14 protein-coding genes and 1 pseudogene are annotated in these 15144 nt (G+C 23.9%); 3 read left to right on the forward strand and 12 right to left on the reverse strand.

From position 1 onward, the window contains the following. Window positions 1–22 precede the first annotated feature (22 nt). The 9 genes from AACL24_RS13640 to AACL24_RS13680 all read right to left on the reverse strand — a co-directional run bounded on the left by AACL24_RS13640 (window position 23) and on the right by AACL24_RS13680 (window position 10823). Window positions 23–1261 carry an IS256 family transposase gene (locus AACL24_RS13640; RefSeq protein ID WP_339047390.1) on the reverse strand — a complete coding sequence of 413 codons (1239 nt, stop codon included), beginning with the start codon at window positions 1259–1261 and terminating at the stop codon, window positions 23–25. A 130-nt stretch (window positions 1262–1391) separates the two neighbouring features. Next, window positions 1392–2120, reverse strand: a complete 729-nt coding sequence (locus AACL24_RS13645; protein ID WP_339047392.1) for a glycerophosphodiester phosphodiesterase family protein — start codon at window positions 2118–2120, stop codon at window positions 1392–1394. A 152-nt stretch (window positions 2121–2272) separates the two neighbouring features. Next, complete coding sequence (locus tag AACL24_RS13650) at window positions 2273–2527, reverse strand: hypothetical protein (protein ID WP_339047394.1); 255 nt, start codon at window positions 2525–2527, stop codon at window positions 2273–2275. A 316-nt stretch (window positions 2528–2843) separates the two neighbouring features. Further along, complete coding sequence (locus AACL24_RS13655) at window positions 2844–3764, reverse strand: ABC transporter permease (RefSeq protein ID WP_339047396.1); 921 nt, start codon at window positions 3762–3764, stop codon at window positions 2844–2846. Continuing rightward, window positions 3764–5809: an ABC transporter permease subunit gene (locus AACL24_RS13660; RefSeq protein ID WP_339047398.1), complete on the reverse strand. Its 2046-nt coding sequence runs from the start codon at window positions 5807–5809 to the stop codon at window positions 3764–3766. Before AACL24_RS13660 ends, AACL24_RS13655 begins: the two co-directional genes overlap by 1 nt. Further along, the gene (locus AACL24_RS13665; protein WP_339047400.1) at window positions 5802–7382 is read right to left on the reverse strand and encodes an ABC transporter ATP-binding protein; all 1581 of its coding nucleotides are present in this window, start codon (window positions 7380–7382) and stop codon (window positions 5802–5804) included. Before AACL24_RS13665 ends, AACL24_RS13660 begins: the two co-directional genes overlap by 8 nt. 17 nt (window positions 7383–7399) lie before the next feature. Then, entirely contained in the window at window positions 7400–8707 is a 1308-nt protein-coding gene (locus AACL24_RS13670; protein ID WP_339047402.1) for a BMP family ABC transporter substrate-binding protein, read from the reverse strand. A gap of 333 nt (window positions 8708–9040) precedes the next feature. Then, window positions 9041–10387, reverse strand: a complete 1347-nt coding sequence (locus AACL24_RS13675) for a BMP family ABC transporter substrate-binding protein (protein WP_339047404.1) — start codon at window positions 10385–10387, stop codon at window positions 9041–9043. A 64-nt stretch (window positions 10388–10451) separates the two neighbouring features. Continuing rightward, window positions 10452–10823: a helix-turn-helix transcriptional regulator gene (locus AACL24_RS13680; RefSeq protein ID WP_338975821.1), complete on the reverse strand. Its 372-nt coding sequence runs from the start codon at window positions 10821–10823 to the stop codon at window positions 10452–10454. 119 nt (window positions 10824–10942) lie between these two features. Here AACL24_RS13680 and AACL24_RS13685 point away from each other — a divergent pair, with 119 nt between their 5' ends. After that, the gene (locus tag AACL24_RS13685; RefSeq protein WP_252320146.1) at window positions 10943–11455 is read left to right on the forward strand and encodes a hypothetical protein; all 513 of its coding nucleotides are present in this window, start codon (window positions 10943–10945) and stop codon (window positions 11453–11455) included. A gap of 10 nt (window positions 11456–11465) precedes the next feature. Here the strand turns inward: AACL24_RS13685 and AACL24_RS13690 are convergent, their stop codons facing one another. Beyond that, entirely contained in the window at window positions 11466–11894 is a 429-nt protein-coding gene (locus AACL24_RS13690) for a hypothetical protein (protein WP_339047406.1), read from the reverse strand. A gap of 487 nt (window positions 11895–12381) precedes the next feature. Between AACL24_RS13690 and AACL24_RS13695 the strand changes: the two genes are divergently transcribed. Together AACL24_RS13695 and AACL24_RS13700 are read left to right on the forward strand one after the other, a co-directional pair. Then, complete coding sequence (locus AACL24_RS13695; RefSeq protein ID WP_339047408.1) at window positions 12382–12630, forward strand: hypothetical protein; 249 nt, start codon at window positions 12382–12384, stop codon at window positions 12628–12630. Window positions 12631–12670: 40 nt separating this feature from the next. After that, a complete protein-coding gene (locus tag AACL24_RS13700) occupies window positions 12671–13120 on the forward strand; it encodes an HAD family acid phosphatase (RefSeq protein ID WP_339047410.1) in 450 nt (149 codons plus the stop codon). Between the two features lie 139 nt (window positions 13121–13259). Here the strand turns inward: AACL24_RS13700 and AACL24_RS13705 are convergent. Both AACL24_RS13705 and AACL24_RS13710 read right to left on the reverse strand, forming a co-directional pair. Then, a pseudogene (locus AACL24_RS13705) lies at window positions 13260–13670 on the reverse strand (transposase family protein); the annotation flags it as partial. A 197-nt stretch (window positions 13671–13867) separates the two neighbouring features. After that, window positions 13868–15010: an Mbov_0401 family ICE element transposase-like protein gene (locus tag AACL24_RS13710; protein ID WP_339047412.1), complete on the reverse strand. Its 1143-nt coding sequence runs from the start codon at window positions 15008–15010 to the stop codon at window positions 13868–13870. Between the last annotated feature and the right edge of the window lie 134 nt (window positions 15011–15144).

The following is a 15144-nucleotide window of genomic DNA, read 5'->3' on the forward strand; positions in this document are numbered from 1 at the left end:
TTACGGAATATGTCTAAAGTTACTAATTCAGATTAATTCTGTCTTCAAATTTTATCATAAAATGAGCAATTGCTGTATTTCAATTTTGAATGGGCATTGTTCATTTTTTTGTTATATTGTCAATTGCTAAATAAAATATTTTAAAAACTGACATATCGTTAGGAAAAACTTTTTTATTTCTGATGACTTTTCGTAATTGACTATTAACAGATTCAATAGCATTTGTGGTATAAATTACCCTTTTTATTTCTGCAGGATAACTAATAAAAACCATTAAATTATCTCAATTTTTATATCAAGATTTAGCAATTTGTGGATATTGTTTAGTTCATTTATTTTCAAATGATTCTAAAGCTTGCATTGCTTGTTCTTCACTACATGCAGTATAAATTGGTTTTAAATCTGCAACTAGAGATTTTCTATGCTTATATGAGACATATTTCAAACTATTTCTAATTTGATGAACTATGCATAATTGATGTTCTGTTTTAAGATAAACTGATTGTATTGCTTCTGACATGCCTGTTAAATTATCACTACAAGCAATCAGAATATCATTTAAGCCACGATTTTTCATTTCTGTTAAATTTGCTAATCAAAATTTAGCACCTTCATTTTCACTAATTCATAAACCTAAAACATCTTTTTTACCTTCTAAATCAACTCCTAAAGCTATATAAACTGATTTATTAATAATCCTTTTATCTTGTCGTACTTTAACTACTATACAATCAAAATAAACAATCGGATAAACACTATCTAATGGTCGATTTTGCCATGCTTTGACGTCATCAATAACATCATCAGTAATTTGACTAATAACACTTTCACTAATATCAGCACCATGATATAACTCTTGTAATTGCATTCTAATATCTGATAATGTCATACCTTTTGCATATAAAGAAAGAACTTGTTCATCAAAACCATCAAATCTTCTTTGTCTTTTTGCAACTATTACAGGATTAAAATTACTATTACGATCTCTTGGTACATCAATTTCAATTTTACCTTGTTGGGTTATTAATTTTTTTGAACTTATACCATTACGAGCATTGTCACTATTACTATGTTGATTCTTTTCATATCCCAAATAATTTTGCATCTCAGAATTCAACATTTTTTCTACTAATCTTTTTGTTAATTCTTTATACAATCCTCCCTCTTTAAAAACTGTTGTTAAATCTTCAGTATTTTCTAATAATAAATCTACTGCTTTTGATATTGGATCATTGTTATTAATATTTTGCTTTTTAGCCATCTGTAACTCACTCTTTCTAGAAAATTAATTATATTTACTAGAACTAATTAAACATAGTTATTTTTGTAAGTTACACAGATTACTAAACATTACCTAAAACTTTTTCAACATTTACTTAAAAATATCTTCATTATTTATTTTTCTGCTTTCATAATAATTTAGGATTATCACTAATATAGCCAGCTACTTGATTACCATAGATTTCATTTATCTTCACAGCTTCTTCATCACTCTTAAATGTTCATATATTTAACGGTTTTTTTAATTTTTTTAACTTACTAATCATTTCAAAATCTAAAACTACGGAAATTGAAGGATGCAAATAATCAAAGTTTTTAATATACCTTTCACTAAAATCATTTTTATTTTCAAATAAATAACCTTTTTTCATAGGATATTTAATTCTTTTAACAATTTCGTTTAATAACTGGTGATTAAATGAAGAAACAATAATTTCAGCTTTACTTTTTTTTTCTAATTTTTTAATTTCTGAAAAAATAACCATTAATTGATTTGGGGTATATTTACGATTAATTTCTTCTTTAATTTCAACATTAATCATTTGATAATTTTTACTTAATTTTTCAATAAAATCATTAAATAATGGTGGAATTCATTCTTTATTATTTTTAAAAAATTCCAAATTAATAATTTCTTCATATAATAAACTACTAACCTCACTTTTATTATTGGCAATTCTTTCAAATGTATCATCATGAAAAATAATTACTTTATTATCTTTTGTTAATCGAATATCAAACTCTACTGCTTGGCAAATTTTCAAAGCATTTTGAAAATCAATGATTCGATTTTCACCTTCTGTAGAACGAAATCCACGATGTGCCACTAATAATGCCATAAAATAAACACCCCCAATATTCCTATACCTAATTATTTTACACTAGACTTGTTTTGTAATTAAAAAAGTACTTTGTGTTTCCCAGAAATTCAACTATAAAATTTTATTTTTTTAAGTTTAAGTAAAAATTAACAATTAAAATTAATATTTAATTAAGGAATAAATCTCGTTACTGAATTATAATCATAAATATCATTATCTAAATTACTTGCACATAGAATACTATTATTTCATTCAAAGTTTTGTTCTGCTATTTTTTCACTAAGTAACAATTGTTCAATAGATTGATCTAATTCTAAATTATTTGATATATCTTTTATAATTTGTTCATCACACATACCATCAAAAATTAAATTAGATGATAAATTTTCACTACTTAATACCGAACTTTGTTCTTCATTAGCCATATATTCAAACTCTATTTCCTCTAACAACCCATCCAATATGCTTTGCTCCTCCTATAAACATAATTAATTAAATTTAATTTAAACTTTTACCACATTTTTTCTATCTATCAAAAATTATATTTATTTTTTTTGATAAATAAAACTGTATTATTGCAATTTTTTTCAAATTCTTAATAAAATAAAAAATTTTATAGTATAAAATACCCATAAAATTTTTTATTTTATTATATTTTTAATTAAATCTTAGAAAATATTACTAAAAAAGTAAAATTTAATTTCAAAATTAATTCATCATTAAAATTATTAATAAATAATTTTATCGTTTAGATTTATTGAAAGCAATACCCAATGCTTTTGGTGTTTTACTTCATTTTGATGTAAACACTAAAACTAATAAAGATGTTACAAAAGGCAATATATTCCATATATCAGAATTACTTAATATTCATTGAGGAATATTTGGTAAAAACGTAATTCTGGCACCTGTTGTTTCAACAATAGCAAATAAGGCAGCACCAATTGTAATCAATGGTACTCTTCATTGTCCAAAAATTAAAATAGCTAAAGCAATAAAACCATTTCCACTAACTGTTCCACGAAAAGTTTGACTAGCATACATTGGAAAAATACCACCAGCAATTCCTACTAAAAAACCAGATAATAATACAGCAACATATCGTTGTTTAATAACATTAATTCCTGCAGCATCAACCGCATTGGGATTTTCACCAGTCGCAACATGATGTAATCCTCATTTAGTATATTTTAGAATAATAGCAATACTTACTAAAACTATAATTGCTAAAAATAAATATAAATTAAAAAATTCATTATTACCAATTTTTGGTAATTGATAAATATTTGTTAATGAAATAAAACCATTATTCCCTGGTAACTGAACAACAAAAACTGCAATTGCTGCTGCTAAAATATTAATTGCAACGCCAGAAATAATTTGATCAGATTTTAAAGTAACTGATGCAAAAGCATGGAAACAAGCAAATCCCATTCCCGCTAATCCAGCTACTAATAAAGCAACAATTTGTGATCAATTACCTCAATTAACACCTATATTTTTTCCAAATGAAGAAAAAGCAAGAGCACCAATTGTCATCATTCCTTCAATACCAATATTAACAACACCAGCACGTTCTGAAATTAATCCAGATAATGCACCAAGTACTAAAACAACAAAAATTAAACTAGAATGTTCAAGAATTATTTTGAGTGCTTCCATTAACTTTTTCCTCCTGCTCTTTCAGTTTTTATTTTCATAATTGCTTGTTGTTCATTTTTAAATATATCAGTAAATTTATTAATAAAAGTTGTCTTTTCAATTTCCGCTTTTTTAGTAAATTGTTTAGTTAATATATTAATATTACTATTAATTGAGATAATTTGACTTTTTAATTGCTGTTTGTCAATTTTATAATTTTTAATTAAGTCTTTAACATTATTTTTATAATTAGTTTGAAGTTGATGTTTTGCTAAAATTAATTGTTTTTTTATTTTTTTATCGTCAGTTTTAACTGTTTGATTTTTTAATAACTTTAATTCATCACTTAATTCTTGTTTCAATTTATTAATTTCTCGATAAAGATTTAATTTTAAGTCTTTTACTCTTGACTTATCTAATATTGCTTTTTGTTTTTTTAATAATACTATTTCACGAATTAAATCTTGCTTATAGTTATAAACATTATTTTCATATTTCATTTTTTCATTAATATACATATTTAAACTTTCACCATAAATCGTTTTTATTTCTTGTTGAAAATTATTTCAATTACCAATTTTACCTTTTTTTCAAATTGCATTATATTGTTTATATATATAATGATTTAAAGCTTTATTTTCTTGGAAAAATTGTGCTCAATTAACACCAACTTTATCATTTTTATTATTAATAACTGCTTGTAACTGTAAGTTGATATCACTATTAACTTTATTAATTTCTTGTGAAAAATTTTGTTTTAAATTTTTAACTTTTGACTCATAATCTGATAATGATTTATTATATTCTATCTTTAAGTGATTAATTTTATTATTTTTTTCTTTAATTAAATCTGATTTTAACTTATTATATTGTCTCTTTATTTTAAAATTTTCAATAAAATGATAGTACATCTTGGCAGTAAAACTATTTGTAACTTTTCGTTTTTCTCCATCAAAGGCTATATTTAAATAACGAATTAAAAATTTAATTGGCTGTAAACGAGATAATAAAACTGCACAAGCAGCTGAATAAATAATAACACCAAAAATAATATCACCAGTTGCTGTTGGTAATGTTAATACTGAACCAATTGAACCACCACTCTTAATTAAGCCTCAAAGAAAAGCAGAACCCACAACACCTATTGGATTAATTTGACCAACTAAGGCAACAGCTATACTATCAAAACCAATAGTTGGTAAATCATCAGTTAAAAAACTAATTGAAGGATTTTTGGCAATGTAATAAATAACAGCCATTACTCCTGCTAATGCTCCTGAAATAACAAATGATGTTATGCAATAATGTTTATGATTAATACCACTATAAACCGCAGCAAATGGATTTAAACCTACTGTTCGAATTTTATAACCTAAAGTTGTTTTTTTCAATAACAATCAAACTGTTATTATTAAAATAATAGAAATTAATAATGGTAGTATACAATTATAACCATTAATACTCATACTCATACTATCATGAATAGTTGCTGATGTTCCATGATCAGCATCATATAAATCTTTATTGATTTTAAATAGTCATTTTACTAAATATCAAATTGTTCAATTTAATAAAATAGAAGTAACAACCTCATGAACATTAAAAAAAACTTTTAATAACACTGTTACCAACGCCACCAATATTGCTGCTAATACTCCAGCAAAAAGCGCGCTAATTATAGCTAATGGTTGTGATAAGTCATAACGGACACCAATTGCGATAACAACAGCTCCTGCTGCTAACATTTGACCCGCAACTCCAATATTAAACATTCCTGAGCGGAAAGAAATAACTAGTGCTAATCCTGCTACAATATAAATTGCTCATCAAACTAAAGTATTATCTCAATTATTAGCTGGCCAACTTGTAAAAGCATATGTTAATAACAACTGAAAATAAGTAAAAGCATTTTGACCTGAACCAATTATAACAAAACAAGCAATAATTAATCCAAAAATAATGGCAAAAATTGAACCCTTAAATTTAGTAAGACTACTATTCATTTCTTTTGAACCAAGATATAAACGACTTCGTCGTTTTAAAAATCATGTTTTTTGTTTAAACATTATCTTCATTTCCTTCCATTAACATTTTTTGTCCCGCCATCATTAATCCTAATTGTTCACGAGTAACATTTTTAGCACTAACATTACCAGTAATTTTACCAGCATGTAAAACAACAATTCGATCTGCTAATGACATAACTTCTGATAATTCATAAGAAATTAATAATACTGCATTACCTTCATTTTTTTCATCAAGAATACGACTATGAATATATTCAATAGCACCAATATCCAAGCCACGTGTTGGCTGAGCAACAACTAAAATTTTATGTTTTCTTGTTAATTCTCTACCAACAACCGCTTTTTGTTGATTACCACCTGACAAACCTCTAACTAAAGCAAAACCACTTTTACTACCACGAACATCATAATTATTAATAATATTTTGTGCATAAGATTGAATAGCTTTACTGCGAATCAAACCATGCTTAGAAAAAGGATATTCGCTAATATTTTGTAAAACCATATTATCAATAACATTATAATCTAAAACAAGTCCATATTTATGACGATCTTCAGGAATATGACTTAAACCACTTTTATATAAACTTCGAATTGAACTGTGTTTCATATTCTTATTACCAAAAAAAATATCACCTTTTTCTGGCTTAATCAAACCAGTAATTGCTGAAATTAATTCAGTTTGACCATTACCCTCAATACCAGCAATAGCCACAATTTCTCGTGACTTAACTTCTAAACTAAAATCAGAAAGACCCATTATTGATTTCCTATTACCAATTTTATGAACAAATAAATTATCAATTTTTAATAATACTGGCCCTAATACAACATTACCTTGATTTCTAATATCAACTAAATCTCTACCAACCATCAAAGTAGCAATTTCTTCTTTAGTTTTACTCTTAGATTCAAAAGTTTCAATAACTTTACCTAAACGAATTACTGTAACATTATCAGCAACTTGTTTAACCTCTTCTAATTTATGACTAATAAAAATAATAGTTTTACCATCACATCTAAGTTCTTCAATAATTGTTAATAAACTAGTAATTTCTTGTGGTGTTAAAACCGCGGTTGGTTCATCAAGTACAATAATACTAGCACCACGATAAAGAACTTTTAAAATTTCAACACGTTGTTGCATACCAACACTAGCATTCTCAATTTTTAAATTAAGTTTAATGTCTAATTTATATTTTTTTGAAATTTCTAAAATTTTAGATTTAGCTTTTTTATAATTAATTCACTGTCATTTATGAACTGGCTCACTACCTAAAATAATATTTTGTAAAATAGTGAAGTTATCAACTAATTTAAAATGTTGATGTACCATTCCAATACCTAATTCGCCTGCTCTAATTGGTCCTGATATTACTACTTCTTTACCATTAATTTTAATAATACCTTTTGTTGGTTGATATAGTCCAAATAAGATTGACATTAGTGTCGATTTACCTGCACCATTCTCGCCAACCAAAGCGTGAATTTCTCCTTTTTTAATTTTAATAGAAATATTATTGTTAGCAATAATAGTATCTAAAAAAACTTTAGTAATACCTTCCATTTCAACAGCATATTGTAAGTTCTGTTTTTCAATATTTACTTGCATTTTATCACCCCTCTTAATTATTTAAATGGATCATATTCTTTTTTAATACCATTAATTCAATAATGATCTTTTAAATTGAGTACTTTTTGTCATCCAGCAGAAATTTTATCTAATCAATTAGTAGTTTCTGTCATTAATGGTGTATAAATATCTTTATCACCATCTTTAATTGCTTTATTTGGTGCTATTCCAGTAAAATTAGGCCCACCTCTGTATGGTGCATCATCAATAAATGTTTGATCGTCAGTTGGATCAGTTGGATGCTCTGGATTCTGATCAGTTTTACCAACTGATTTTCAGAGCATAAGTTTAATTGAACTAATTAAATCTTTTTCTGCAGAAGTAATAAACCTATCTGCAGATTGTGGGTATTGAAGTTGTTGATCTGTATCAACACCAATAATTTTACCTTGACCAGATTTTTTTAATGATGATAAAGTATCTTCGGTTTGTGGTCCTGCTACTGGAAAAATAATATTAGTTTTTTGTCGAGCAAGATCATCATTAATTGCTTGTGAACCTTTTGAACCTTGAGTAAAATCACCACTAAATTGAGTACCTGAAGTTATAAATTTAATATTTGGTAATGATTCTTTAAAATCTGAATTTAAAATTTTAACTCATGATATTAATTTTTCTTCATCTTCTTTATTTTTAAATTTATTATTAAAAAACTGTATGGCTCAATAATAACCATACATATAATTAGTAACTGCTGGAATATCAAGTCCACCATAGGTTGACATTTTTAAATTATCAAGTCCACCATATTGATTAGCATGAGCAGTTAACCATATTGCCCCTGCTAATCCGGCTAAAAAGCCTGATTGTTCTGCTTTGTAAAGTAAACCAGCCAATTGTTTATTAGATTTTGGTACTTCTTTATTTGGAGTATCACCATCAATAAAAATAAATTTCACTTTATGTTTTAAAATAGTATTTTGTGCTTTAACCAAAGCATTATGATGTAAAAATCCTGAAGCAATAATTACTTTACTGTTTATGAAAACGGCTTTATTATATGATGTCATTAAATCATCAGTATTAGTTAATTGGGGATTATCTCAAGAAACCTCAACTCTTTTATTTTTATATTGAGGATCAACATAATCACTATGTGTTCAATCATTAAACTCTTGTTTAAACTTGAGGGCAGCATTATATGATGATTCATTAAAAGAAGCATCATTAATAGTATGTCCATCAGTTACAACAGTTATTCGATAAATATTTGGATCATTAAACTGACTATTGCAAGCAATAATTGGTAATATCATTATTACTGACAATGATATTGCACTAAATACAGTAAAAATTTTACGCATACTATTATATTCCTCCTACAATTATATATAAATATTTATATAAAAAAAATATAAAAAAAGAAAGCAAAAACATTGCTTTCTTAATTCAATTATTCAAAATAAAATAAAACTGTGTATAAATAAATTTTTAAAATAAATGGGTGGGAATAACTTACTATTAAAAAATACAGTATATATGTATTTAATATTAATTATTTTCTTATTTTCACAATTAACTCTAAACACTAGTTTCTCCTTTTAATTGCATAACTACCATTATATAAGATAATAAAACTTATTCTTTAAAAATTCAAGAATAATTATAAATTTTTTAAAATATATAGTAAAGTTTTATTAAAACTGTGGTTTATACTTTTCAACACTTTCATCAACATAATTTTTTCAAGCATTTTCTCACTTATCACGAGTAGAATCATTAGCTAAATCAGCAACTAATTTATTATAAGCATCAGTTACTTTTTGTGCTAAATGTCAATAATCATTACTATCAATAATTAAGTTATTATAAATAGCACTAATAGAATCATTATTAGCAATTCCAAGATATTGCTGACCACCTAATGCTGGTTGTGGTATGCTACCATCAAAGTATTGTTCACCATTAATAGGTTTAATACCATCCTCATTATAATCTAAATTAAAAGAATGTCATAATCAAGTATTAACTGACTTATGAATTCCTTTTAAAGCTGATGTAATAAAAATATCTTTAGCATAACTATATTGAACACTTTGATCAACATCGACACCAATAATTTTTGCTTTGCTATTAGTAGTAGAGTTTTTAACAGCTGATACTAAATCAATTGTTTGTGCTCCTGCAACAGGCATTACAATATCATCTTTATATCCATCAATTAATTGTGAAGTTATCGCTTTTGATGATTTTGTACCGGATTCAAAACTACCTGTAAATTGTTTAGCAATTTTATCAAAATGAATATCAAATTTATTAGTTCATTTTTCAATTTTTTTCTTACCCTCTTTAATTCTAATGGCATTAGTCATTTCCAATAAATTATCATTGCTATTACGATATTTATTAAAATAATATACACCTCAATAATAACCCATCATATAACTAACAATAGTATCAGCTGGTAAACCACCAAAAGTTGACATTTTTAAACCATTATCATCATATGTTTCATGATTAGCAGCTAATCATATTGCTCCTGCTAATCCTGATAAAAACCCTGATTGTTCTGCTGAATAACTTAAACACGCTACATCAACTGGTTTTTCTAATTTAGCATCAACTAAAATAAAACGAACACCTAACTTTTTATATTGATTTTGAATAGCTGGTGTTAATGCACCAAGATGATTAAACCCAACAACAATAATTGTTTTAGCACCAGCAAATGTTGCTAAATTATAATTATTTTGTAAAGTTGAAACTGTACTATCTCGTGAAATAATTCAACGCGTTTTCATTTTTTTATTTTTTCAAACTTCATTACCGGGTAAATTACTAATCATAATACGATTATCATTAAATGTTTTAGTAAACTCTTTTGAACCTTCTAATACTTGCTGATTAAAAGCTTTATCGAATAAATCACCACCATCAGTAATTATTCAAATATCACCAACACTAGGAATACTACATCCAATTCATCCTACTGATGAACTATTTATTAACAAAGTAATAATTAATAATTTTAAAAAATATTTCATAAATTTCTCCTATAAATAAAAAAATGTACTACAGTAAAAATATTAATATTTATTTACAATTTTTTTATACTTTATTTTTACCATATTTTTCATCAAAATTAATAATTCCTCTATTATATGCATCAATAATAATTCGTGCACAATGAACAGGATTATATAAAATATTAGTTTTTAATTGTGAATTAGCCATTAACAGTTTAATAAATAGTTCAAAATCATTTTCTTTTAATACAAAATCATGCGTAAAACCTTTTATATCATTCATATCTACTAATAATGCTAAAAGAATTTTATGAATTATTCCTCATGAAGAATTTTTAGCATTACTCTCAATTCTACTAATTGTTGCTTGACGAACACCTACTAATTTCCCCAAATATGCTTGCGTTCAACCAAGTCTTAGACGTATACGCCTAATTTCTACTTCAATTGCCATTTTATTTCCCTCTCTAATTTTAGTTATTCCCAAACTTATTATGTTATGAAAAATTATAAAAAGATAAATTTTATTCTATATTTGCATAAAATATACTAAAATTAATATGGTGATACAAAATGGAAAATGAATTAATTAAATACTGAACAAAAAAAAGTTTTTTTTATGTTAGCATTTTGTGATTAATTGTTCAAATTATATTTATAATAATAGGTTCAATTTTAATAAATACTACTAGTGAAAAAATAATTAATATTTTATTAATAGTTGGCATAAATAGTTTAATTCTATTAATTTTGTTTGCTTTTTCTATTAATCATTATACTTATGAAACAGTTTATCAAATTAAAGTCAAAGGTAGTACTTTTCAAACTAAATTTTATCGTTATCTAATTATTCTATTTAGTTTTGGTTGATTAATTTTTTTCATTTTAAATGCATTATTTATGTTAGTTGAAACTGCCGTTTTTAAAAGCAAACTTGATTATTTTAATACTTTAAACGATCATTGATGAATTTTACTTATTGTAACAATATTTAACGTTTTAATTATTAGCATACATCGACAATTAATGCATTATACATTAACAAATTTACAATTACCATGAAGTAAATACATAAATAACAAATAGTAGATATAATCTACTTTTTCTTTGCATCTCATAAATTTATAATATTTTTTGCACTAATTAAACCAAATAATGATCCACAAGCAACTAAACCACCATTTAATCCAATAAAAACAAATGATAATCCTAATACTAAAGTTATTACTCCATTGCCAAGACTGGCAATACTAACAATAATTAATAATAATAATGTAACAACAATTGAACCAACTCCAATTACTAAACCAAGAATATAACCAATTCTTTGTTCAAATGCTTTTCTTGAATTTATCATAACTAAAATAAATATAAGAATACCATAAGTTGTTAGACAAGCTATCAATATAATTCATCCTAATCATTGAATAGTACTTAATCCAAAATCAAAAACTTCTTGTAATCATTCTCCAAACTTCCATAATAATTCATAAGAACTTTCCATTAATCCTTTTAAAGAAATCATAATTATAGAAATAACCATTACTGGCATTAATGTTGTCAAAAGTAGATAAATACCAATGTTAGATAATGTTTTTGAAAATTTTAACATCCTTTTACCTCTTTATAATTATTATTTCGCAATATTTCTAGTAAACTATTCATACTTTATTTTTAACATCTTATGCAAAAAAAATTTAAAATCTATAAACAATAATTTTATTTATCAATCATTTTTTAAATTATTAAAAACTAAATGTAATTAATAATTAAGTATCTAATTTTACATTTATCTTAACATTTAGCCAATATAAATCAACAATAATACGTAATTTAAATAGTTAATAATAACTATATCTTGTCTTTTAAACTTTAAAAATAAATATATTATCTTTATTGATTGTAAAATTTCAAAAAAAATGTTAAAAAAACTACAAACTAAATATAGTTTTTAACCTATTTACTTTGTTTCTCAAAGTAAATAGGTTTTTATTTTTAAAAGGAGAAAAAACATGAAAAAAATATTAAAAATAATAAGTGGTTTAATAATTATTACAAGTACAAGTTTAAGCGCTATTGGATGTTATAAAAATAACAATATTTATGATTTAAAAGTGTTACAATCAATAATTTGACAAGAATCAGCAGAAAGAAAAATATCCTTATTAAATACTTTTCGTGCAGCAATAAAACAGTATGATGATGTTATAGAAGCAAATAAAACATTTATCATTAGATGTTATTTACGCAACCGCAAATAAACCTAATGCCAAAAATGATGAAGAAGATAAAAATTACACTGTGCATTATAATGAATCAAAAATTGAAGCTAATAAATATGTACCTACTGTTATTACTGATTTGGATGAAACATTCATAAATAATATTGGTTTTTCAATTTATAAATTTTTTAATCCAAAAATGAAAGATATGGATTATGAATTTAAAAAATGAGTTGATCATCAAGTCAATTTTGAAGAACAACTTTATAATGGAGTTTTAGAATTTGTTAAACATGTATGAAAAAGTGGTGGTATTGTTTTATTTGATTCAAATCGTTTTCAAGGCGAAAATATCAAGTATGGAGATGAAGCAATACCAACTAAAAAACTACTAGAAAATAATTATTATCCAAAGGCATTTCTTGATAGTTATGTTTGATGAATGCAAGGAGTAACTAAATATAATTCAAATAATTATAAAGATTTAATAGACTTCTTGCAAAACTATGATATTAATCACATTTTTTAAGTTTAAAAATTTATTTTAATAACACTTTTAATATTTTTTAAAAATTATTGTTCAAAATATGTTTTATTTTTTGTCATTAAAATACAACAAAAATTATTATTTCAAATAAAAAAATAAAATATTAAATTATCAAATATATTTAAATTAATAATTGTAAATTATAAATTGAAGCTATTAAATTAAATCTTAATGCAAATTTTTTTCTTCTATTTCGATATTTTTCACTAATAATTTTAAATTTTTTAAGAATCGCAAAAACATGTTCAATAACAACTCTCATTTTTGAAATAGCCTTATTATTTTTCTTTTCTTCTTTAGTTAAAGGGTTTTTCTTTGATTTTCGTTTAGGTAATAAGACATTTTTATGTATGTTTTGTATACCTTGATATCCTAAATCTACTAAAATAGTTGTTTCTGATAAAAATTTCGTTTTTGAATTTTTTAAAATTTTAAAATCATGATTTTTACCATAAGAAAAATAAGAACTTATAATTTTTTTACTATCTTTTTCAATTATGACTTGAGTTTTTATTGTATGTTTTTTCTTTTTTCCTGAATAATAGGGTGAGTAAAGTTAATAGTTATAATTTAATTTTCTTTAAATAAAAGATAAAATAAATTATTAATTGTTGGTTAAATTATATACCTTTTTTCATTTATAATCAAGTGTTTTAAATAATTATTTTATAATTATAAATGAAAAAAATTCCTAACTATTTAGGTTTAGATTTATTAAGTTTTAAAATATTAAAGTATAAGATTTAATTTATTAATTCTTGATGAATTAATTATAAGCATATTATCAAGTACTTTATCATTAAAAATCTTAGCACCATATCCTTTTAAAGATTTAACTAAATGTGATACATCACTTTCAACACAAACTCCTTGATTTCAATTTTCTTTTTGATTAATAACACCATCTTTATTATTTTTAAAATATTTATATATTTGCTCATCAACTTTATTTTCTTTTAAAAAATCTAATAATTGATAATATTCACCATTAACAAATAAATCATATGCATTTGTTAATTTTTTATTATCTACTTTTCTATTAATAATAAATCCTTTTTTAAGTGCTTTAAATGCATGATGTCTATCAATTACATAAGGAATTTTTTCTTTTTTAGCAGTAGTTTTAATTCAAGGTGCACCATCTCCAATAAATACTAAACTACTTTTACAATAAATATATTGTAAATCAATAAATTCATAAATTTTATCAATTAATTCTTGTCTTTTAATTCTTTGACCATTTTTAGTTTTCATATAAGTAATTTTTTTATCTTTTAAAACATTTCTACTTTTAGTAGATTTTTCTAAATCTTTACCTTTATTTGCACTAATTGTACGAATACGATTTTTTTGCTTTTTATTATTAAATAATGAACTTATAAAACAATCATCCATATTTATAAATAATTTTTCAGTTGGTAATACTACTTTTTTCTCTTTTATTTCTTCAACATTTATTATTGCATTTTTCATTACATTAGTCATATATGTTTTAGAAAAATTACTATTTTTTACTGTATCTTGTACATCAGATTGTCTTTTACCATTACCTGAATTTTTTATTATTGTATTTTCTAAACTTGTAAGTGTTTTTTTTCTTTTTTTAATTTTTATATATTCATCTAAAGGATAATAATATTCATTAGTTTCTAATATTAAATAACATCTACGATAAAAATCATTTACTTTACCATATTGAGTATTTGGACTTCTTGGAGCTGTTTTAACATATTTATGTTTAGTTGTATCATATATATTTTGATATCAAAAATCATCATATCCTTGTCATATATTTGTTACATAATTAATACCATTATTTTTAATTGTAATATCAAGTTCATCATAATTAAGTTCATTACTAAGAAAATTCATAGGACATATTCCGTAATTAAATTTAATTAATTGTCAATAAAATTGTTTTAAAACTATTTAGTGTTATTGAATATAGAAATAAATATTTTTTGAAAAAATAGTTTAAAAAATGAGTTTACATTTTAAACAAAAAA

Origin of the sequence: Spiroplasma endosymbiont of Colias croceus (assembly GCF_964020095.1) — a bacterium.
Classification (GTDB): domain Bacteria; phylum Bacillota_I; class Bacilli_A; order Mycoplasmatales; family VBWQ01; genus Spiroplasma_E.